The sequence below is a fragment of the Pseudomonas sp. FW305-20 genome, from assembly GCF_058788075.1.
The window spans coordinates 20655-42897 of sequence record NZ_JBYTAJ010000006.1; the positions used below are offsets into that span (position 1 = coordinate 20655).

A 22243-nucleotide genomic window follows, 5' to 3' on the forward strand; every position below is an offset into this window, starting at 1 on the left:
TTTATAAGCTTTACAGAAAAGCTTTAAATACTTTCCTTCTTAGTTTCTATATCTAGCCAAGGCGCTCGGCAGGAAAAACGCCTGGAGATCTATTTATAAGGAAACGCTGGTTGGAAATTGACCTAGAGGCTTGCTTTCTCTAGAATCCCCGGTCTCTTAAAACGGGGGCCATTCCGGCCCGTTGTGGACGAACCAGGTAACACGACAATGAAACGTACTTTCCAACCAAGCACTATCAAACGCGCTCGTACCCACGGTTTCCGTGCTCGCATGGCTACCAAGAACGGTCGTGCCGTCCTGTCGCGTCGTCGCGCCAAAGGTCGTGCGCGTCTGGCAGTTTGATAATCCGGCACTGGAGGTGAGTCAGGACTTCAGTCGGGAAAAGCGTCTGCTTACTCCCCGGCATTTCAAGGCAGTCTTTGACTCCCCTACCGGCAAGGTTCCGGGGAAAAATCTCCTGCTCCTTGCGCGCAACAACGATCTTGATCACCCCCGTCTCGGGCTGGTTATCGGGAAAAAGAGCGTAAAGCTCTCCGTCGAGCGCAATCGCCTCAAACGTCTGATGCGCGAATCGTTCCGTCTGAACCAGGACTCACTGGCCGGCTGGGACATCGTTATCGTCGCGCGCAAAGGTTTGGGTGACGTAGAAAACCCCGAATTGATTCAGCATTTCGGCAAACTCTGGAAGCGTCTGGCACGCAGCACGCCGGTACCAGCAGTCAAAACCGAAACTGTAGGGGTAGACAGTCCCGATGCGTAAACTGGCACTCGTTCCGATCCAGTTTTATCGCTATGCCATTAGTCCTCTGATGGCCAGTCACTGTCGTTTCTACCCCAGTTGTTCCTGCTACGCGTATGAAGCCATAGAAAATCATGGTCTTCTGCGCGGTGGCTGGCTGGCCTTTCGTCGTTTAGGTCGCTGTCATCCGTGGAATCCCGGTGGTTATGACCCGGTTCCATCTATCCCTACCTCCCGTTCTTCTTCGATGGCCGAGTAATCATGGATATCAAACGCACGATCCTGATCGTCGCCCTGGCAATCGTGTCCTACGTTATGGTTCTTAAATGGAACCAGGACTATGGCCAGGCTGCCCTGCCGACTCAGAATGTTGCTTCCAGTACTACCGCACCGGGCCTACCGGACACGGCGACTGGCAATAAAGCTTCTGTCAGTGACGACATTCCCCGCGCCCCAAGCGATACCAGTGCAACTGCACCTGCTGAAACACCAGTAGCTGCAAGCAAAGACCTCATCCAGATCAAAACGGATGTGCTCAACCTGGCAATCGATCCCCAAGGTGGTGATGTTGCGCAGTTGACGCTGCCGCTGTATCCACGTCGCCAGGACCATCCGGAAATTCCATTCCAGTTGTTCGATAACGGCAACGAGCGGACTTATCTGGCTCAAAGCGGTTTGATCGGCACCAACGGTCCGGACGCAAGCCCGGCCGGTCGCCCGGTTTACTCCTCGGAGAAGAAGATTTATCAACTGGCTGACGGTCAGGACCAATTGGTCGCAGACCTGAAGTTCAGCAAGGACGGCGTCAACTACATCAAGCGTTTCACCGTGAAACGTGGCCTGTATGACGTAACCGTTTCCTATCTGATCGACAACCAGAGCGCGCAGCCCTGGTCTGGTGCGATGTTCGCGCAACTCAAGCGTGACGCCAGCGGCGATCCTTCCTCGACCACCGCCACCGGTACCGCGACTTACCTCGGTGCTGCCCTGTGGACAAGTAACGAGCCGTACAAGAAAGTGTCGATGAGCGACATGGACAAGGCTCAGCTCAAGGAAACCGTCACCGGTGGTTGGGTTGCCTGGTTGCAGCACTACTTCGTGACCGCATGGATTCCGGCCAAGGGCGAAAACAACATCGTCCAGACCCGTAAAGACAGCAAGGGCAACTACATCATCGGTTATACCGGCCCGGCAATGAGCGTTGCGCCAGGTGCAAAAGCCGAAACCAGTGCTGTTCTGTACGCGGGTCCGAAAAGTCAGGCTGTGCTGAAAGAGTTGTCCCCAGGTCTGGAACTGACCGTCGATTACGGCATTCTTTGGTTCATCGCCCAACCCATCTTCTGGTTGCTGGGACACATCCACGCAATCGTCGGTAACTGGGGCTGGTCGATCATCTTCCTGACCATGCTGATCAAAGGGATTTTCTTCCCGCTGTCGGCTGCCAGTTACAAATCCATGGCGCGCATGCGTGCAGTGGCACCGAAACTGGCCGCGCTGAAAGAGCAACATGGCGACGACCGGCAGAAAATGTCGCAATCCATGATGGAGCTGTACAAGAAAGAAAAGATCAATCCGCTGGGTGGTTGCTTGCCAATCCTCGTGCAGATGCCGGTTTTCCTTTCGCTGTACTGGGTTCTGCTGGAAAGCGTTGAAATGCGCCAAGCGCCGTTCATGCTGTGGATTACTGACCTGTCGATCAAGGATCCGTTCTTCATTCTGCCGATCATCATGGGCGTAACCATGTTCATCCAGCAGCAGTTGAACCCGACTCCTCCGGATCCGATGCAGGCGAAGGTCATGAAAATGATGCCAATCATCTTCACCTTCTTCTTCCTGTGGTTCCCGGCCGGTCTTGTTCTGTATTGGGTAGTGAACAACGTTTTGTCGATCGCCCAACAGTGGTACATCACGCGTAAGATCGAAGCGGCTACCAAAAAAGCCGAGGCGTAACTTACTCTGTGGATAACCACTCAAAACGCCCCCTAGTGGGGCGTTTTGCTATCTGTCACTTTTGTCTGGATACCGCTTTATGAGCGTTCCTCGTGAAACCATCGCAGCCGTCGCCACCGCTCAAGGTCGCGGCGGTGTGGGCATCGTCCGTATTTCCGGGCCGCTGGCAAGTGTTGCGGCCAAGGCCTTCAGCGGTCGTGAACTCAAGCCAAGATTTGCCCACTACGGCCCGTTCCTCAGTGAGAACGATGAGGTGCTGGATCAAGGCATCGCCCTGTATTTTCCGGGCCCGAACTCATTTACCGGCGAAGATGTGCTGGAACTCCAGGGCCATGGCGGTCCCGTCGTTCTGGATATGCTGCTCAAGCGTTGCCTGGAACTGGGCTGTCGTCTGGCCCGGCCGGGTGAATTCAGCGAGCGCGCGTTCCTCAATGACAAGCTCGATCTGGCTCAGGCCGAGGCCATCGCCGACTTGATCGAGGCGAGTTCTGCACAAGCTGCACGAAATGCCCTGCGTTCATTGCAAGGTGCATTCTCCGAACGTGTGCATAACCTCACCGAGCAACTGATTGGCCTGCGCATCTATGTCGAAGCGGCGATCGACTTCCCGGAAGAAGAAATCGATTTCCTCGCCGATGGCCACGTACTGAGCATGCTCGACAAAGTGCGCGACGAATTATCCACAGTGCTGCGTGAAGCCGGGCAGGGTGCCTTGCTGCGAGACGGGATGACCGTGGTGATCGCCGGGCGGCCAAATGCCGGTAAATCCAGCCTGTTGAATGCACTGGCCGGTCGTGAAGCCGCTATCGTGACCGAGATTGCCGGCACTACCCGGGACATACTCCGTGAACATATCCACATCGATGGCATGCCGCTGCACGTGGTCGACACCGCAGGTCTTCGAGACACCGATGACCAGGTGGAAAAAATCGGCGTCGAACGGGCGTTGAAAGCGATCGGCGAGGCTGATCGAGTCCTTTTGGTGGTCGATGCCACCGCTCCTGAGGCTCTTGATCCGTTCGCGTTATGGCCTGAATTTCTGGAAATCCGTCCCGACCCGGCGAAAGTTACGCTAATCCGTAACAAGGCAGACCTCACGGGCGAAGCCATTGCCCTGGAAGTCAGCGAGGATGGCCATGTCACCATCAGCCTGAGTGCCAGGTCTGCAGGTGAAGGGTTGGAGTTGCTGCGGGACCACCTCAAGGCCTGCATGGGCTACGAACAGACCTCTGAAAGCAGCTTCAGTGCTCGCAGGCGTCACCTTGAAGCGTTGCGTCACGCCAGTGCTTCCCTTGAGCACGGCCGTGCGCAGCTGACCCTGGCGGGTGCCGGCGAACTGTTGGCCGAGGATTTGCGCCAGGCCCAACACGCTTTGGGTGAAATCACCGGTGCATTCAGCTCCGATGATCTGCTGGGGCGGATCTTTTCCAGCTTCTGTATCGGTAAATAAGACTCTCCGTTGTCCACAGACAGGCCATTCGTGCCTGTCTGTTCCCTCCTTTTCTTGAATTCTCTTCCAGTGCCGAGCCGATTCTTTCTGCTTGAGCGGATTTTCCGTGTCCTGGATTTGCTCATTTAGCAGTTTTCTGTGGATTAAGCCCTGTGAATAACTGCCACTAAGGGCAGTTGATAACAGGGCCTCAAAACTGAAGATAACCGCCCCTGTGGATAAGCACCCCTTTCATCCACAGGCTTAAACCGGTTATCCAAGGGCCTCATTGGTACATGACCACAGGGTTTTGAATCTCTGTACACATTGAATATAGAGGCTTGTAGAGATCTATCCACAGAAAGGTGGCTCAGTAGAAATAAACATAAAAACAAAGATTTAATAAATTTCTCTCTTTTTAATTTCTATAACCGCGACTTCTCCACAGCTGGTTAAATTTTGTGCAAAGGGTTCTTTAGGAAGGGCGAAGTCCCTATACTTGCCGACCAGGTCCAAAAACCTGAGACCAACCTATTCCGGATTACCTAACTGAAGCAGGCACGAGGTGCGTGGTGGATTTCCCTTCCCGTTTTGAAGTGATCGTCATCGGCGGCGGTCATGCCGGTACCGAGGCAGCACTGGCCTCAGCACGCATGGGTGCAAAAACCCTGTTGCTGACGCATAACGTGGAAACCCTCGGTGCCATGAGTTGCAACCCCGCTATCGGTGGGATCGGCAAAAGCCATCTGGTCAAGGAAATCGATGCCCTCGGCGGCGCGATGGCCATGGCTACCGATAAAGGTGGTATTCAGTTTCGCGTATTGAACAGCCGCAAAGGCCCGGCCGTGCGGGCAACCCGCGCTCAGGCTGATCGGGTTTTGTACAAAGCCGCTGTCCGCGAAATTCTCGAAAACCAGCCGAACCTGTGGATATTTCAACAGGCTGCCGACGACCTGATCGTCGAGCAGGAACAAGTGCGCGGTGTTGTCACCCAAATGGGCCTGCGTTTCTTCGCGGATTCCGTGGTGTTGACCACTGGCACCTTCCTCGGTGGACTTATCCACATCGGAATGCAGAATTTTTCCGGTGGCCGTGCCGGTGATCCACCGTCGATCGCCCTGGCTCACCGTTTGCGTGAGTTGCCATTGCGCGTCGGTCGCTTGAAAACCGGTACGCCGCCGCGTATCGACGGACGTTCGGTGGATTTCTCGGTGATGACCGAGCAAGCCGGCGATACACCGATCCCGGTGATGTCGTTCATGGGTTCCAAAGAGCAGCATCCGAAACAGGTCAGCTGCTGGATTACCCACACCAACGCCCGTACCCACGAAATCATTGCCGCCAACCTGGATCGGTCGCCGATGTATTCCGATGCCGGGTTGATCGAAGGCATCGGTCCGCGGTACTGCCCGTCGATCGAAGACAAGATCCATCGCTTTGCCGACAAGGACAGCCATCAGGTCTTCATCGAACCGGAAGGCCTGACGACTAACGAGCTGTACCCGAACGGGATATCCACATCGCTGCCATTCGACGTGCAACTGCAGATCGTGCAATCGATTCGCGGCATGGAAAACGCGCACATCGTTCGTCCGGGTTACGCCATCGAATACGATTACTTTGACCCGCGTGACCTGAAGTACAACCTGGAAACCAAAGTCATCGGCGGTCTGTTCTTCGCCGGGCAAATCAACGGCACCACCGGTTACGAAGAAGCCGGCGCCCAGGGTTTGCTGGCCGGGGCCAACGCCGCACTGCGGGCTCAGGGCAAAGATGCCTGGTGTCCGCGTCGCGACGAAGCGTACATCGGCGTATTGGTCGACGACCTGATTACCCTGGGTACCCAGGAACCGTATCGGATGTTCACATCCCGCGCCGAATACCGCCTGATCCTGCGCGAAGACAACGCCGACCTGCGCTTGACCGAAAAAGGTCGCGAGCTGGGCTTGGTGGATGACGCGCGTTGGGCTGCTTTCTGCACCAAACGCGAAAGCATCACGCTGGAAGAGCAACGCCTGAAAAGTACCTGGGTTCGTCCGGGCACCGAACAAGGCGATGCGATTTCCGAGAAGTTCGGTACGCCGCTGACCCACGAATACAACTTGCTCAACCTGCTGAGCCGTCCGGAAATCGACTACGCTGGTCTGATCGCCGTGACCGGTGGCGGTGCAGAAGATCCACAAGTCGCCGAGCAGGTCGAAATCAAGACCAAATACGCCGGCTACATCGATCGCCAGCAGGATGAAATCGCTCGTCTGCGGGCCAGCGAAGACACAAAACTGCCTGTGGATATCGATTACACGAATATTTCCGGTCTCTCCAAAGAGATCCAGAGCAAGCTCGGTGCGACCCGTCCAGAGACTTTGGGCCAGGCGTCGCGCATCCCGGGTGTGACGCCGGCAGCGATTTCGCTGTTGATGATTCATTTGAAAAAACGCGGCGCGGGCCGTCAGTTGGAGCAAAGCGCTTGAGTTCGTTGGTCACCTCGCAACACGCAGAAGAGTTATCCACAGGTGCTCGCCAGCTTGGTGTCACGCTGACAGAAACCCAGCATGCTCAGCTGCTGGGTTACCTGGCCCTGTTGATAAAATGGAACAAGGCTTACAACCTGACCGCCGTACGCGATCCGGATGAAATGGTTTCCCGTCACTTGCTCGATAGTTTGAGCGTGATGTCGTTCGTCGAAAACGGCCGCTGGCTGGATGTTGGCAGCGGTGGGGGCATGCCGGGTATTCCGCTGGCCATCCTGTTTCCAGAGTCCCAGGTGACTTGCCTGGACAGCAACGGCAAGAAAACCCGCTTCCTGACTCAGGTCAAACTCGAACTCAAACTGGATAACCTGCAAGTTATCCACAGTCGCGTCGAAGCTTTTCAACCTGCTCAGCCCTTCAACGGGATCATTTCCCGGGCCTTCAGCAGCATGGAGAATTTCAGCAACTGGACTCGCCACCTCGGCGACACCGAAACACGTTGGCTGGCAATGAAGGGCGTTCATCCCGCCGATGAGCTGGTAGCATTGCCGGCAGACTTCCACCTCGATAGCGAACACGCCCTGGCCGTACCCGGTTGCCAAGGCCAACGCCATCTGCTGATACTGCGCCGCACGGCATGATTGGGAACACAAGCAAGAATGGCTAAGGTATTCGCGATAGCGAACCAAAAGGGTGGTGTGGGCAAGACCACCACCTGCATCAACCTCGCAGCTTCCCTGGTCGCTACCAAGCGTCGGGTGCTGTTGATCGATCTCGATCCACAGGGCAACGCCACCATGGGTAGCGGTGTGGATAAACACGGCCTGGAAAACTCGGTCTACGACCTGCTGATCGGCGAGTGCGATCTGGCCCAGGCCATGCACTACTCCGAGCACGGTGGTTACCAACTGCTGCCGGCCAACCGCGACCTGACCGCGGCCGAAGTGGTTCTGCTGGAAATGCAGATGAAGGAAAGCCGCCTGCGCAGTGCGTTGGCACCGATCCGTGAAAACTACGATTACATTTTGATCGACTGTCCGCCGTCGTTGTCGATGCTCACACTGAACGCTTTGGTCGCCGCTGATGGGGTGATTATCCCCATGCAGTGCGAGTACTTCGCGCTCGAAGGCTTGAGCGACCTTGTGGATAACATCAAGCGTATCGCCGAGTTGCTGAACCCGAACCTGAAAGTCGAAGGCCTGTTGCGGACCATGTATGACCCGCGCCTGAGCCTGATGAACGATGTTTCGGCGCAGCTCAAGGAACATTTCGGCGAGCAGCTCTACGACACGGTGATTCCGCGCAACATCCGCCTGGCTGAAGCACCAAGCTATGGCATGCCGGCGCTGGCGTACGACAAATCATCCCGGGGCGCCATTGCCTATCTGGCATTGGCGGGCGAGATGGTTCGTCGTCAACGCAAAAACTCACGCACTGCCGCTGCTCAGGCAACTTAAGGAATCCCCATGGCCGTCAAGAAACGAGGTCTCGGACGTGGACTGGATGCACTGCTGAGCGGTCCGACTGTCAGCTCGCTGGAAGAACAAGCGGTGCAGGCCGATCAGCGTGAGCTGCAGCACCTGCCCCTGGACCTGATCCAGCGCGGCAAGTATCAGCCGCGACGGGATATGGATCCTCAGGCGCTGGAAGAACTGGCACAGTCGATCAAGGCTCAAGGTGTGATGCAACCGATCGTGGTTCGTCCGATTGGCAGCGGTCGCTTTGAAATCATCGCCGGCGAACGCCGCTGGCGCGCCAGCCAGCAAGCGGGTCAGGAAACCATCCCGGCGATGGTTCGCGATGTGCCGGATGAAACCGCGATCGCCATGGCGCTGATCGAGAACATCCAGCGTGAAGACCTCAATCCGATCGAAGAAGCGGTTGCGTTGCAGCGTTTGCAGCAGGAATTCCAGCTGACTCAGCAACAAGTGGCCGAAGCCGTGGGCAAATCCCGCGTGACTGTGGCCAACCTGCTACGCTTGATCGCGTTGCCGGAAGTCATCAAAACCATGCTGTCCCACGGCGACCTGGAAATGGGTCATGCCCGTGCTTTGCTCGGTTTACCGGAAAATCAACAGGTTGAAGGGGCGCGACACGTTGTCGCACGGGGGCTGACCGTTCGCCAGACTGAAGCACTGGTTCGCCAGTGGTTGAGCGGTAAACAGGAACCTGCTGAACCGGTAAAGCCGGACCCGGATATCGCTCGACTCGAACAGCGTCTGGCTGAGCGCCTAGGCTCTGCGGTGCAGATTCGCCACGGAAAAAAGGGGAAGGGGCAGTTGGTGATCGGTTACAACTCCCTCGACGAGCTTCAAGGTGTACTTGCGCACATTCGCTGAAACATTTCCTCATGTAGCGTGCAGTCGGAAATACTACCTGACAGTTGAATAGGGGCAGAACCGCCCCTATACTCTGCGCGCATTTTGTCGGCACAAATTATGCCAAGTTATTGAATTCCGGCAGCCGATCATTGGGGAGCAAAAACGATGGAGAGCCGCACGCCAAACCGCTTGCCGTTCCATCGCCTGGCAGTTTTTCCGGTCCTACTGGCTCAATTTGTCGTTTTGGTACTGGCCGCTTTGGCGCTTTGGTACTGGCATGGAGTCGTAGCCGGGTACTCGGGACTCTGCGGAGGCCTGATAGCCTTGCTACCCAATGTTTATTTCGCTCACAGGGCATTTCGGTTTTCCGGCGCCCGAGCAGCTCAAGCCATCGTCCGGTCTTTTTATGCCGGCGAGGCGGGCAAACTGATTTTGACGGCAGTGCTCTTTGCATTGACGTTCGCAGGTGTGAAGCCATTGGCGCCGCTAGCTGTATTCGGCGTCTTCGTGTTGACCCAACTGGTCAGCTGGTTCGCGCCCCTGCTGATGAGAACAAGACTTTCGAGACCTTAGGGCGTTTGAGGCAACCATGGCAGAGACAACCGCTTCGGGCTATATCCAGCACCACTTGCAGAACCTGACCTTCGGTCAGCACCCAACTGGCGGGTGGGGTTTTGCCCACACCGCAGCAGAAGCCAAGGAAATGGGCTTCTGGGCTTTCCACGTCGATACTCTCGGCTGGTCGGTCGCGTTGGGTCTGATCTTCGTTCTTCTTTTCCGCATGGCGGCAAAGAAGGCGACTTCCGGTCAGCCTGGTGCTTTGCAGAACTTCGTTGAAGTATTGGTCGAATTCGTCGATGGCAGCGTGAAAGACAGCTTCCATGGCCGTAGCCCGGTGATTGCACCGTTGGCACTGACCATCTTCGTCTGGGTCTTCCTGATGAACGCCGTCGACCTGATCCCGGTCGACTGGATTCCTCAGCTGGCCATCCTGATCACTGGCGATTCGCACATTCCGTTCCGTGCCGTATCGACCACTGACCCGAACGCTACCCTGGGCATGGCCCTGTCGGTGTTCGCGTTGATCATTTTCTACAGCATCAAGGTCAAGGGCATCGGCGGCTTCATCGGCGAACTGACCCTGCACCCTTTCGGCAGCAAGAACATCTTCGTTCAAGCCCTGCTGATCCCGGTGAACTTCCTGCTGGAGTTCGTGACACTGATCGCCAAGCCAATCTCTCTGGCACTGCGTCTGTTCGGCAACATGTACGCCGGCGAACTGGTCTTCATTCTGATCGCTGTGATGTTCGGCAGTGGTCTGCTCTGGCTTAGCGGCCTGGGCGTAGTTCTGCAGTGGGCGTGGGCTGTGTTCCACATCCTGATCATCACCCTGCAGGCGTTTATCTTCATGATGCTGACCATCGTTTACTTGTCGATGGCGCACGAAGAGAACCATTAAGACCAGTCTCGACTAGTCTGATGTCCCACTCGGTCAAACGAGTGGGTGCCCGAACAGGGCTATGAAACGATTTGTTTTACCGCTTTAAAATCTAAAAAACCTAAACCATACGACGTAAAAGTCGGGAGGAAAGATGGAAACTGTAGTTGGTCTAACCGCTATCGCTGTTGCACTGTTGATCGGCCTGGGCGCACTGGGTACCGCAATTGGTTTCGGCCTGTTGGGCGGCAAGTTCCTGGAAGGCGCAGCGCGTCAGCCAGAGATGGTTCCAATGCTGCAAGTCAAAATGTTCATCGTTGCCGGTCTGCTCGACGCCGTAACCATGATCGGTGTTGGTATCGCTCTGTTCTTCACCTTCGCGAACCCATTCGTTGGTCAACTCGCTGGCTAATTGCTCGAACCTTCGAGTAATTGGTGTGATGTGCAACGAACGAGCGAGGTGTTGGCGTGAACATTAATGCAACCCTGATTGGCCAGTCCGTTGCGTTCTTCATTTTTGTACTGTTTTGCATGAAGTTCGTGTGGCCTCCGGTCATCGCGGCTTTGCACGAACGTCAGAAGAAGATCGCGGATGGACTGGATGCTGCCAGCCGAGCAGCTCGCGACCTGGAGTTGGCCCAAGAGAAAGCGGGTCATCAACTGCGCGAAGCAAAAGCTCAGGCAGCTGAAATCATTGAGCAAGCCAAGAAACGCGGTAACCAGATCGTTGAAGAGGCTGTTGAAAAAGCCCGTATCGACGCTGACCGTGTGAAGGTTCAGGCTCAGGCCGAGATCGAGCAGGAACTGAACAGTGTCAAAGACGCGCTGCGTGCCCAATTGGGTGCTCTGGCCGTTGGCGGCGCCGAGAAGATCCTGGGTGCCACAATCGATCAAAACGCGCACGCGGAGCTGGTAAACAAACTGGCTGCTGAAATTTAAGCGAGGGCGATCATGGCAGAATTGACCACGTTGGCCCGACCTTACGCTAAGGCAGCCTTCGAGCACGCCCAGGCCCACCAGCAACTGGCCTCTTGGTCAGCCATGCTCGGCCTGGCTGCAGCAGTGTCGCAAGATGACACCATGCAGCGCGTGCTCAAGGCCCCGCGACTGACGAGCGCAGACAAGGCCGCCACGTTTATTGACGTGTGCGGCGACAAGTTTGATGTGAAGGTACAGAACTTCATTAACGTCGTTTCCGAAAACGACCGTCTCCCGCTGTTGCCGGAGATCGCCGCTCTGTTTGACCTGTACAAGGCCGAACAAGAGAAATCGGTAGACGTTGAAGTCACCAGTGCTTTTGCATTGAACCAAGAACAGCAAGACAAACTCGCCAAGGTTCTCAGTGCACGACTCAACCGGGAAGTGCGCCTGCAAGTCGAGGAAGACAAATCCCTTATTGGGGGCATTGTCATCCGCGCCGGCGACCTGGTAATCGATGGCTCGGTTCGCGGAAAACTCGCAAACCTTGCCGAAGCATTGAAATCTTGAGTTTGAAGGGGCAGCAGAGCAATGCAGCAACTCAATCCTTCCGAAATAAGTGAAATTATCAAGGGCCGCATCGACAAGCTCGATGTGACCTCCCAAGCCCGTAACGAAGGCACTGTCGTCAGCGTATCTGACGGTATCGTGCGGATTCACGGTCTGGCCGACGTCATGTACGGCGAGATGATCGAGTTTCCGGGCGGCGTCTTCGGTATGGCTCTCAACCTGGAGCAAGACTCCGTAGGTGCCGTTGTATTGGGCTCCTACCAGTCTCTGGCTGAAGGCATGAGCGCCAAGTGCACTGGCCGCATCCTCGAAGTTCCGGTTGGTAAGGAACTGCTGGGTCGCGTAGTCGACGCACTGGGTAACCCAGTTGACGGCAAAGGTCCGCTGAACAACACCGAGACCGATGCGGTCGAGAAAGTTGCTCCGGGCGTGATCTGGCGTAAGTCGGTAGACCAGCCTGTACAGACTGGCTACAAGGCTGTCGATGCCATGATCCCTGTCGGCCGTGGCCAGCGTGAGCTGATCATCGGTGACCGTCAGATCGGTAAAACCGCTCTGGCGATCGACGCGATCATCAACCAGAAAAACAGCGGCATTTTCTGCGTCTATGTAGCGATCGGTCAGAAACAATCGACCATCGCCAACGTGGTTCGCAAGCTGGAAGAAAACGGCGCACTGGCTAACACCATTGTCGTGGCTGCGAGCGCTTCGGAATCTGCAGCACTGCAGTTCCTGGCACCGTACTCCGGTTGCACCATGGGTGAATTCTTCCGCGACCGCGGTGAAGACGCACTGATCGTTTATGACGATCTGTCCAAGCAAGCAGTGGCTTACCGCCAGATTTCCCTGCTGCTGCGCCGTCCACCAGGCCGTGAAGCTTACCCAGGCGACGTGTTCTATCTCCACTCCCGTCTGCTGGAGCGCGCATCCCGCGTTTCGGAAGAGTACGTAGAGAAGTTCACCAACGGCGCAGTGACCGGCAAAACCGGTTCCCTGACCGCACTGCCGATCATCGAAACCCAGGCTGGCGACGTTTCCGCGTTCGTTCCGACCAACGTGATTTCCATCACCGACGGTCAGATCTTCCTGGAATCGGCCATGTTCAACTCCGGGATCCGTCCTGCTGTGAACGCCGGTGTTTCGGTATCCCGTGTGGGTGGTGCCGCTCAGACCAAGATCATCAAGAAGCTCTCCGGTGGTATCCGTACCGCTCTGGCTCAGTACCGTGAACTGGCGGCATTCGCCCAGTTCGCTTCTGACCTGGACGAAGCGACCCGTAAGCAACTTGAGCATGGTCAGCGCGTTACCGAGCTGATGAAGCAGAAGCAATACGCACCAATGTCGATCGCTGACATGGCGCTGTCGCTGTATGCCGCTGAGCGTGGGTTCCTGACTGACGTTGAAATCGCCAAGATCGGCAGCTTCGAACAAGCGCTGATTGCTTTCTTCAACCGCGATCACGCCGATTTGATGGCGAAGATCAACGTGAAGGGTGACTTCAATGACGAAATCGACGCTGGCATGAAAGCCGGTATCGAGAAGTTCAAGGCCACCCAAACCTGGTAAGCCGCAGCGGGAGCCGCAAGGCTCCCGCTTGCTAACCTGATAGGTGTTACATGGCAGGCGCAAAAGAGATTCGCAGTAAGATTGCGAGCATCAAAAGCACGCAAAAGATTACCAGCGCCATGGAAAAAGTGGCGGTCAGTAAAATGCGCAAGGCACAAATGCGCATGGCTGCTAGCCGTCCTTACGCGGAGCGCATCCGCCAGGTTATTGGTCATTTGGCCAACGCCAACCCGGAATATCGCCACCCCTTCATGATCGAGCGTGAAATCAAGCGCGTCGGTTATGTCGTAGTGAGCAGTGACCGTGGTCTGTGTGGTGGCTTGAACACCAACCTGTTCAAGGCCCTGGTCAAGGACATGGCGGTAAACCGCGAAAACGGCGTCGAGATCGACCTGTGTGTTGTTGGTAGCAAGGGTGCGGCTTTCTTCCGCAACTTCGGCGGCAACGTCGTTGCAGCTATCAGCCACCTGGGCGAAGAGCCGTCGATCAATGATCTGATTGGCAGCGTCAAGGTGATGCTGGATGCCTACCTGGACGGCCGTATTGATCGCCTGTCCGTGGTGTCCAACAAGTTCATCAACACCATGACGCAACAGCCTACTGTGGAGCAGTTGATTCCACTGGAGGCGACCGCGGATAAATCGCTCAAGCATCACTGGGACTATCTCTACGAACCGGATGCCAAAGAGCTGCTTGACGGCTTGATGGTCCGTTACGTCGAGTCGCAGGTCTACCAGGCGGTGGTCGAGAACAACGCGGCTGAACAAGCTGCGCGGATGATCGCGATGAAGAACGCTACCGACAACGCCGGTGATTTGATCAGCGATTTGCAGCTGGTCTACAACAAGGCGCGTCAGGCTGCGATCACCCAAGAGATCTCGGAAATCGTCGGCGGCGCTGCCGCGGTTTAACGGTTCAAATATTCAGAGGATCCAGCTATGAGTAGCGGACGTATCGTTCAAATCATCGGCGCCGTTATCGACGTGGAATTTCCACGCGACAGCGTACCGAGCATCTACAACGCGTTGTTGGTACAAAGCGCGGCCGGGACTACTCTCGAAGTTCAGCAACAGCTGGGCGACGGCGTGGTTCGTACCATTGCGATGGGTTCCACCGAAGGCTTGAAGCGCGGTCTGGAAGTCAAGGATTCTGGCGCAGCCATCTCCGTACCGGTCGGTAAAGCGACCCTGGGCCGGATCATGGACGTACTGGGCAATCCCATCGACGAAGCTGGCCCGATCGACACCGAAGAGCGCTGGGGCATTCACCGTCCTGCGCCAACCTTCGCTGAACAAGCGGGCGGCAACGACCTGCTGGAAACCGGCATCAAGGTTATCGACCTGGTTTGCCCGTTCGCCAAGGGTGGTAAAGTCGGTCTGTTCGGTGGTGCCGGTGTAGGCAAAACCGTAAACATGATGGAACTGATCCGTAACATCGCCATCGAGCACAGCGGTTATTCCGTGTTCGCCGGTGTGGGTGAGCGTACTCGTGAGGGTAACGACTTCTACCACGAGATGAAGGATTCCAACGTTCTGGACAAAGTGGCACTGGTTTACGGTCAGATGAACGAGCCGCCGGGTAACCGTCTGCGCGTAGCACTGACCGGCCTGACCATGGCCGAGAAGTTCCGTGACGAAGGTAACGACGTTCTGCTGTTCGTCGACAACATCTATCGTTACACCCTGGCCGGTACTGAAGTATCCGCACTGCTGGGCCGTATGCCTTCCGCAGTAGGTTACCAGCCGACCCTGGCCGAAGAGATGGGTACTCTGCAAGAGCGTATCACTTCGACCAAAAACGGTTCGATCACCTCGATCCAAGCGGTATACGTACCTGCGGATGACTTGACTGACCCGTCGCCAGCGACCACTTTCGCCCACTTGGACGCCACCGTCGTTCTGTCCCGTGACATCGCTTCCCTGGGTATCTACCCAGCGGTCGATCCACTCGACTCGACTTCGCGCCAGCTGGACCCGAACGTAATCGGCCAGGACCACTACGACACCGCTCGCGGCGTACAGTATGTTCTGCAGCGTTACAAGGAACTGAAGGACATCATTGCGATCCTGGGTATGGACGAGCTGTCGGAAGCCGACAAGCAGTTGGTAAACCGTGCTCGTAAGATCCAGCGTTTCTTGTCGCAGCCGTTCTTCGTGGCTGAAGTCTTCACCGGTGCTTCGGGTAAATACGTTTCCCTGAAAGACACCATTGCTGGCTTCAAAGGCATCCTCAACGGTGACTACGACCACCTGCCAGAACAAGCGTTCTACATGGTCGGCGGCATCGAAGAAGCGATCGAGAAAGCCAAGAAACTGTAATCCCGGCGCCCGGCAACGGGCGCTAATTTAGGTTGAGGCAATCAGATGGCTATGACAGTCCATTGCGATATCGTCAGCGCGGAAGGGGAAATCTTTTCCGGCCTGGTCGAGATGGTGGTTGCGCACGGTGCACTGGGTGATCTTGGTATCGCCCTGGGTCACGCGCCGCTGATCACTAATCTCAAGCCGGGTCCTATCCGCCTGATCAAGCAGGGCGGGGAAGAGGAGGTGTATTACATCTCCGGCGGTTTCCTCGAGGTTCAGCCGAACATGGTCAAGGTACTTGCCGACACTGTGCAACGTGCTGCCGACCTGGACGAAGCCTCCGCTCAGGAAGCCGTTAAGGCTGCCGAGAAGGCCTTGCATGAACGAGGTGCAGAATTCGATTACGGTTCTGCTGCCGCACGTCTGGCCGAGGCTGCAGCTCAGCTGCGCACCGTCCAGCAGATCCGCAAGAAGTTCGGCCACTAATAGGCCACCGCTTGTTGTGCGATTGATTAAAAAGGGTAGCCTCGGCTACCCTTTTTTCTTTTTAGAATTCAAAACCTGGTCGCAGCCGCTGACCACCCAGGATTGGTAGCCAGTCATGTCTTTAGAAATCGTTATCCTCGCTGCTGGTCAAGGCACTCGCATGCGTTCGGCACTGCCGAAAGTGCTGCATCCGATTGCCGGCAACTCGATGCTAGGCCATGTTATCCACAGCGCCCGGCAACTTGATCCACAACGCATCCACGTGGTGATCGGCCATGGCGCCGATGCCGTGCGCGAGCGTCTGGCCGCTGATGATCTGAATTTCGTCCTGCAGGACAAACAGCTTGGGACTGGCCACGCCGTTGCTCAAGCGGTGCCTTTCATTGAGTCCGACACCGTCCTGATTCTTTATGGCGACGTGCCATTGATCGAAGTCGAGACCCTGCAACGTCTGCTCAAGCAAGTAGCGCCGCAGCAATTGGGTTTGTTGACAGTAGAACTGGATGATCCGACGGGCTATGGCCGCATTGTCCGCAACGCTGACGGCAAAGTGACGGCCATCGTCGAGCAGAAAGACGCCAACGAAACCGAACGTGCGATCACTGAAGGCAACACCGGCATTCTGGCCCTGCCGTTCGCGCAATTGGCTGGCTGGATGAGCCGTCTTTCGAACAACAACGCTCAGGGCGAGTACTACCTGACCGACGTGATCGAGATGGCAGTCAGTGACGGTCTGGTGGTGGCCACCGAGCAACCGCATGACGCCATGGAAGTGCAGGGCGCCAACGACCGCAAGCAGCTTTCCGAGCTTGAGCGCCACTATCAACTGCGCGCTGGTCGTCGGTTGATGGCTGAGGGCGTGACCCTGCGTGATCCTGCTCGTTTCGATGTACGCGGTGAAATCACCGTCGGCCGCGACGTGCTGATCGACATCAACGTGATCCTCGAAGGCAAGGTCGTTATCGAGGATGACGTGGTGATCGGCCCGAACTGCGTAATCAAGGACAGCACCTTGCGCAAAGGTGTGGTGATCAAGGCTAACAGCCACATCGATGGCGCGGTGCTCGGTGAAGGCAGCGACGCCGGCCCGTTCGCGCGTTTGCGTCCAGGTACTGTGCTGGAAGCTCGTGCCCATGTGGGTAACTTTGTTGAATTGAAAAACGCTCACCTGGGCGAAGGTGCCAAGGCCGGTCATCTGACCTATCTGGGCGATGCAGAGATTGGTGCACGTACCAACATCGGCGCGGGCACCATCACCTGCAACTACGACGGTGCCAATAAGTGGAAAACCGTGCTGGGTGAAGATGTGTTCATCGGTTCCAACAACTCGTTGGTTGCGCCTGTGGATATCTCTTCGGGTGCGACCACGGCGGCGGGTTCGACCATTACGCAGAATGTGGATAACTTGCAGTTGGCCGTGGGTCGTGCACGGCAGAAGAATATCGATGGTTGGAAAAGACCGGAGAAGATTAAGAAAAGCTGAGTTATCCACATATTTGTGACCTGCTTAAGTTATTCACAGGCAGCACCATCGAATTCGCGGGCAAGCCCGCTCCCACATGGATCTCGCAAAACCTGTGGGAGAGGGCTTGCCCGCGATGCTTTTATCCGCAGGTCTTTTTATCGCCCCGCGCTTGACGTTGTTTCGCCAATAGGTTTTGATTGCTTCCGCTATCTTTCGAATCGAAACTTAAGCCATGTCGAAACGCAATACACCTCAACGCCGTCACAACATCCTCGCCTTGCTCAATGAGCAGGGCGAAGTCAGTGTGGATGAGCTGGCCAAGCGCTTCGAAACGTCGGAAGTCACGATCCGCAAAGATCTCGCCGCGCTTGAGAGCAACGGTTTGCTGCTGCGCCGTTATGGCGGAGCGATCACCTTGCCTCAAGAACTCGTAGCCGACCTCGGTCAGCCGATATCCAAATACAAACAAGCCATCGCTCGCGCCGCCGTTGGGCGGATTCGCGAGCATGCGCGGATCATCATCGACAGCGGCAGCACCACGGCGGCGATGATTCCGGAACTCGGCCAGCAGCCGGGCCTGGTCGTGATGACCAACTCCCTGCACGTCGCTAATGCCTTGTGCGAACTTGAGCATGAGCCGGTCCTGTTGATGACCGGCGGCACTTGGGACCCGCACTCCGAGTCTTTTCAGGGGCAGGTGGCCGAGCAGGTACTACGCTCATACGATTTCGACCAGTTGTTCATCGGTGCCGATGGCATCGACCTGGTTCGCGGCACCACCACCTTCAACGAACTGCTTGGGCTGAGCCGGGTCATGGCAGAAGTCGCCCGGGAAGTGGTTGTCATGGTGGAGGCCGACAAGATCGGCCGCAAGATTCCCAACCTGGAGCTGCCCTGGAGCAGCGTCCATACCCTTATAACCGATGATCGCCTGCCGCTCGAGGCACGGGATCAGATACAGGCCCGCGGAATCAACTTGATCCTCGCGGCTGTCAGTCAGGAGAAATAGCATGTGTGGAATTGTCGGCGCAGTCGCAGAACGTAACATTACCGCCATCCTGCTCGAAGGCTTGAAACGCCTGGAATACCGTGGCTATGACAGTGCAGGGGTGGCGATCTACACCAATGACGAACAGCTTGTGCGCCTGCGTCGCCCGGGCAAGGTCAGTGAATTGGAACTGGCGCTGGCTGAAGAGCCGCTGGTCGGCCGCCTGGGTATTGCCCACACCCGCTGGGCCACCCACGGTGCGCCGTGCGAGCGCAACGCTCACCCGCATTTTTCCGATGATCTGGCGGTGGTGCACAACGGCATCATCGAGAACCACGACGCCCTGCGCGATCAACTGAAAGCCTTGGGTTACGTGTTCACCTCGGACACTGACACCGAAGTCATTGCTCACCTGTTGCACCACAAACTCAAGGATCTGCCGGATCTGACCGTGGCCCTGAAGGCTACTGTCAAAGAGTTGCACGGTGCTTACGGTCTGGCGGTGATCAGTGCTCGGCAACCGGATCGTCTGGTCGCCGCGCGTAGCGGCAGCCCGCTGGTCATCGGTTTGGGCATGGGTGAAAACTTCCTGGCTTCCGATCAGTTGGCCTTGCGTCAGGTCACTGATCGCTTCATGTACCTGGAAGAAGGCGATATCGCCGAAATTCGCCGCGACAGCGTGCAGATCTGGGACGTGAGCGGCCAAGTGGTCGAGCGTGAGTCGGTGCAGTACCGCGATGGCGCCGAAGCCGCTGAAAAAGGGGAATTCCGCCACTACATGCTCAAGGAAATTCATGAGCAACCGGTGGTGGTGCAGCGCACCCTGGAAGGTCGCATCAGCCACAATCAAGTGCTGGTGGAAGCGTTCGGTCCACAGGCAGCCGAGCTGTTCGCCAAAGTGCGTAACGTGCAGATTGTCGCGTGCGGTACCAGCTACCACGCCGGTATGGTTGCTCGTTACTGGCTCGAAGAACTGGCCGGCATCCCGTGCCAGGTCGAAGTCGCCAGCGAGTTCCGCTACCGCAAGGTAGTGGTACAGGCCGACACGTTATTCGTGACCATTTCCCAGTCCGGCGAAACCGCCGACACCCTGGCTGCACTGCGTAACGCCAAAGAGTTGGGTTATCTCGCGAGCCTGGCGATTTGCAACGTCGGCATCAGCTCATTGGTGCGTGAATCCGACCTGACTTTGCTGACCCAGGCCGGTCGCGAAATCGGTGTGGCTTCGACCAAAGCGTTCACCACTCAATTGGTCGGTCTGCTGTTGCTGACCTTGTCCCTGGGCCAGGTTCGCGGGACGTTGGCCAACGGCATCGAAGCCACGTTGGTCGAAGAGTTGCGTCGCCTGCCAACCCGCCTCGGCGAAGCCTTGGCCATGGACGGTACCGTCGAAAAAATCGCCGAGCTGTTCGCCGAGAAAAACCACACCCTGTTCCTCGGTCGTGGTGCGCAATTCCCGGTGGCAATGGAAGGGGCGCTCAAGCTCAAGGAAATCTCCTACATCCACGCCGAAGCCTATCCGGCCGGCGAGCTGAAACACGGCCCGTTGGCGCTTGTGGATAACGACATGCCAGTGGTCACCGTGGCACCAAACAACGAGCTGCTGGAGAAGTTGAAATCCAACCTCCAGGAAGTCCGCGCCCGTGGCGGCGAGCTGATTGTCTTCGCAGACGAACAAGCTGGCATGACCAATGGCGAAGGCACGCACGTTGTGCAAATGCCGCACATCCACGACATCCTGTCGCCGATCCTCTACACCATTCCGCTGCAGTTGCTCTCGTATTACGTTGCTGTATTGAAAGGCACCGACGTTGACCAGCCGCGTAACCTGGCGAAGTCGGTGACGGTGGAATAAGTTATCCACAGGTGATGGAAACATTAAAAATCGCAGCCTTCGGTTGCGATTTTTTTTATCTGAATTGAGGACACGCCCATGGACCGATTCCAGGAAATGCAGGTCTTCGCTGCCGTCGCCCAAGACCAAGGCTTCTCGGCGGCGGCGCGGCGTTTGGGCCTGTCGGCTGCTAGCGTCACCCGTGCGGTAGCAGCGCTGGAGAAACGCATCGGCACGGTGCTGCTGACGCGAACTACCCGCAGTGTGCATTTGAGTGAGGCGGGTCAGCGTTACCTGGAAGACTGTCGGAGGATTCTCGCCGAGGTGCAGGAAGCCGAGGATTCGGCGGCGGGCAGTCATACCCAACCGCGTGGGCAACTGACGATTACTGCGCCGGTGTTGTTCGGTGAGCTGTTTGTCACGCCTGTAATGGTGAATTATCTGACGCAGTTTCCTGAAGTCAGCATCAATGGGTTGCTGGTCGATCGAGTGGTCAGCATGGTCGAGGAGGGCATCGATGTCGCTGTGCGTATAGGTGAGTTGCCCGACAGTAATCAGCATGCGATTCGCGTGGGTGAGGTTCGGCGGGTGATTTGCGGCTCGCCGGGGTTCCTGACGGCCCATGGTCGACCTCGACATCCTCAGGATCTGGCTCAGGTGCCGGTTGTTGCGACGTCTTCTATCGGTCAGTCGAGAACCTGGCCGTTCCTCGAAGGGGGAGAGCCGCTGACTGTTCGACCCACGCCGCGCCTGGTGGTGACGGCCAATCAGGCGGCGATTACGGCGGCGTGCCTGGGCTTGGGGCTGACCCGGGTTCTGTCTTATCAGGTCGCGAGCAAAGTCGCTTCCGGTGAGCTGGAAATCGTTCTGGCGGACTTCGAACTGCCGCCATTGCCTATCCATGTGGTCTATCAGGGCGGGCGCAAGGCCCCTGCGCGGATTCGCAGTTTTGTGGATTTTGCGGTGAGCGCGCTGCGTGAGCATCCGTCCTTGCAGGCGTGAGGGTTTATTTCATCAGATGAAATAATGGATTGCGTTGGCTGGTTATTCTGTTGTTTTGGGTGCGGGTGGAAGATAGCCCCCCATCGGTGCTGAACACTGTTCAACAGCGCCACCACCCAGCGGAGTCGACCATGCAAGCGATCAAACTCTACAACTTCCCACGTTCCGGCCACGCTCACCGCATAGAGCTGATGATGTCCCTGCTGCATTTGCCCACCGAGCTGGTATTTGTCGACTTGGCCAAGGGCGCGCACAAACAGCCGGACTTCCTCGCGCTCAATGCGTTTGGCCAGGTTCCGGTCATCGATGATCAAGGCGTGGTGCTGGCCGATTCCAACGCGATTCTGGTTTATCTGGCGCAAAAATATGGCGACGGACGTTGGCTGCCAACCGATCCGGTCGGGGCGGCCAAGGTTCAGCGCTGGTTGTCGATTGCCGCAGGGCCGATTGCCTTTGGCCCCGCCAGGGCGAGGCTGATCACGGTGTTTGGGGCGGCTTACAACGCTGAAGAAGTGATCGCTTATTCCCACACCGTGCTCAAAGTGATCGATCAGGAACTGGCCGCAACGCCGTATCTGGCTGGCGCCGAGCCAACCATTGCCGACGTTTCTGCCTACAGCTATATCGCCCATGCGCCAGAAGGCAACGTGTCGCTGGAGGACTACGCCAACATCCGCGCCTGGCTGGCACGGATCGAAGCCTTGCCAGGGTTTGTCGGCATGCCGCGCACTGTGGTCGGTCTGCAAAAAACCGCCTGATGCTT

The 22243-nt window shown here is 56.8% G+C and carries 23 protein-coding genes; all 23 read left to right on the top strand.

Annotated elements, in window-relative coordinates:
- The first annotated feature begins 207 nt into the window (after window positions 1-207).
- On the top strand, window positions 208-342 hold the full coding sequence (gene rpmH / locus AC3WP4_RS07085; protein ID WP_003213577.1) for a 50S ribosomal protein L34: 135 nt from the start codon (window positions 208-210) through the stop codon (window positions 340-342).
- A 16-nt stretch (window positions 343-358) separates the two neighbouring features.
- On the top strand, window positions 359-760 hold the full coding sequence (gene rnpA, locus AC3WP4_RS07090) for a ribonuclease P protein component (RefSeq protein WP_031319201.1): 402 nt from the start codon (window positions 359-361) through the stop codon (window positions 758-760).
- Complete coding sequence (gene yidD / locus AC3WP4_RS07095; RefSeq protein WP_074872215.1) at window positions 753-998, top strand: membrane protein insertion efficiency factor YidD; 246 nt, start codon at window positions 753-755, stop codon at window positions 996-998. Before rnpA ends, yidD begins: the two co-directional genes overlap by 8 nt.
- Window positions 999-1000: 2 nt before the next feature.
- A complete protein-coding gene (gene yidC / locus AC3WP4_RS07100; protein WP_102614484.1) occupies window positions 1001-2689 on the top strand; it encodes a membrane protein insertase YidC in 1689 nt (562 codons plus the stop codon).
- 79 nt (window positions 2690-2768) lie between these two features.
- Entirely contained in the window at window positions 2769-4139 is a 1371-nt protein-coding gene (gene mnmE / locus AC3WP4_RS07105) for a tRNA uridine-5-carboxymethylaminomethyl(34) synthesis GTPase MnmE (protein WP_102614485.1), read from the top strand.
- Window positions 4140-4690: 551 nt separating this feature from the next.
- Complete coding sequence (gene mnmG, locus AC3WP4_RS07110; RefSeq protein WP_008155707.1) at window positions 4691-6589, top strand: tRNA uridine-5-carboxymethylaminomethyl(34) synthesis enzyme MnmG; 1899 nt, start codon at window positions 4691-4693, stop codon at window positions 6587-6589.
- Complete coding sequence (rsmG, locus tag AC3WP4_RS07115) at window positions 6586-7230, top strand: 16S rRNA (guanine(527)-N(7))-methyltransferase RsmG (protein ID WP_008155708.1); 645 nt, start codon at window positions 6586-6588, stop codon at window positions 7228-7230. The genes mnmG and rsmG overlap by 4 nt, the downstream gene beginning before the upstream one ends.
- 18 nt (window positions 7231-7248) lie before the next feature.
- The gene (locus AC3WP4_RS07120) at window positions 7249-8046 is read left to right on the top strand and encodes a ParA family protein (protein ID WP_008155709.1); all 798 of its coding nucleotides are present in this window, start codon (window positions 7249-7251) and stop codon (window positions 8044-8046) included.
- Window positions 8047-8055: 9 nt separating this feature from the next.
- Window positions 8056-8928: a ParB/RepB/Spo0J family partition protein gene (locus AC3WP4_RS07125; protein ID WP_008027541.1), complete on the top strand. Its 873-nt coding sequence runs from the start codon at window positions 8056-8058 to the stop codon at window positions 8926-8928.
- 147 nt (window positions 8929-9075) lie between these two features.
- Window positions 9076-9483, top strand: a complete 408-nt coding sequence (locus AC3WP4_RS07130; protein WP_007948092.1) for a F0F1 ATP synthase subunit I — start codon at window positions 9076-9078, stop codon at window positions 9481-9483.
- A 16-nt stretch (window positions 9484-9499) separates the two neighbouring features.
- Window positions 9500-10369: a F0F1 ATP synthase subunit A gene (atpB, locus tag AC3WP4_RS07135; protein WP_074872208.1), complete on the top strand. Its 870-nt coding sequence runs from the start codon at window positions 9500-9502 to the stop codon at window positions 10367-10369.
- A gap of 133 nt (window positions 10370-10502) precedes the next feature.
- The gene (gene atpE, locus AC3WP4_RS07140; RefSeq protein ID WP_002555987.1) at window positions 10503-10760 is read left to right on the top strand and encodes a F0F1 ATP synthase subunit C; all 258 of its coding nucleotides are present in this window, start codon (window positions 10503-10505) and stop codon (window positions 10758-10760) included.
- A gap of 56 nt (window positions 10761-10816) precedes the next feature.
- Window positions 10817-11287 carry a F0F1 ATP synthase subunit B gene (locus AC3WP4_RS07145; RefSeq protein WP_008155711.1) on the top strand — a complete coding sequence of 157 codons (471 nt, stop codon included), beginning with the start codon at window positions 10817-10819 and terminating at the stop codon, window positions 11285-11287.
- Window positions 11288-11299: 12 nt separating this feature from the next.
- The gene (locus AC3WP4_RS07150; protein WP_074872206.1) at window positions 11300-11836 is read left to right on the top strand and encodes a F0F1 ATP synthase subunit delta; all 537 of its coding nucleotides are present in this window, start codon (window positions 11300-11302) and stop codon (window positions 11834-11836) included.
- Between the two features lie 21 nt (window positions 11837-11857).
- Window positions 11858-13402, top strand: a complete 1545-nt coding sequence (atpA, locus tag AC3WP4_RS07155) for a F0F1 ATP synthase subunit alpha (protein WP_008155713.1) — start codon at window positions 11858-11860, stop codon at window positions 13400-13402.
- Between the two features lie 50 nt (window positions 13403-13452).
- Entirely contained in the window at window positions 13453-14313 is an 861-nt protein-coding gene (gene atpG, locus AC3WP4_RS07160; protein WP_074872204.1) for a F0F1 ATP synthase subunit gamma, read from the top strand.
- A gap of 27 nt (window positions 14314-14340) precedes the next feature.
- Window positions 14341-15720, top strand: a complete 1380-nt coding sequence (gene atpD / locus AC3WP4_RS07165; RefSeq protein WP_033059678.1) for a F0F1 ATP synthase subunit beta — start codon at window positions 14341-14343, stop codon at window positions 15718-15720.
- Window positions 15721-15765: 45 nt separating this feature from the next.
- Window positions 15766-16191, top strand: a complete 426-nt coding sequence (locus AC3WP4_RS07170; protein WP_010465460.1) for a F0F1 ATP synthase subunit epsilon — start codon at window positions 15766-15768, stop codon at window positions 16189-16191.
- A 115-nt stretch (window positions 16192-16306) separates the two neighbouring features.
- Window positions 16307-17674: a bifunctional UDP-N-acetylglucosamine diphosphorylase/glucosamine-1-phosphate N-acetyltransferase GlmU gene (gene glmU, locus AC3WP4_RS07175; RefSeq protein ID WP_102614486.1), complete on the top strand. Its 1368-nt coding sequence runs from the start codon at window positions 16307-16309 to the stop codon at window positions 17672-17674.
- A gap of 214 nt (window positions 17675-17888) precedes the next feature.
- Window positions 17889-18665, top strand: a complete 777-nt coding sequence (locus AC3WP4_RS07180) for a DeoR/GlpR family DNA-binding transcription regulator (protein ID WP_102614487.1) — start codon at window positions 17889-17891, stop codon at window positions 18663-18665.
- A gap of 1 nt (window position 18666) precedes the next feature.
- A complete protein-coding gene (gene glmS / locus AC3WP4_RS07185) occupies window positions 18667-20499 on the top strand; it encodes a glutamine--fructose-6-phosphate transaminase (isomerizing) (protein WP_102614488.1) in 1833 nt (610 codons plus the stop codon).
- A gap of 78 nt (window positions 20500-20577) precedes the next feature.
- Complete coding sequence (locus AC3WP4_RS07190) at window positions 20578-21480, top strand: LysR family transcriptional regulator (protein WP_102614489.1); 903 nt, start codon at window positions 20578-20580, stop codon at window positions 21478-21480.
- Between the two features lie 131 nt (window positions 21481-21611).
- On the top strand, window positions 21612-22238 hold the full coding sequence (locus AC3WP4_RS07195) for a glutathione S-transferase family protein (protein ID WP_102614490.1): 627 nt from the start codon (window positions 21612-21614) through the stop codon (window positions 22236-22238).
- The last annotated feature ends 5 nt before the right edge of the window (window positions 22239-22243 follow it).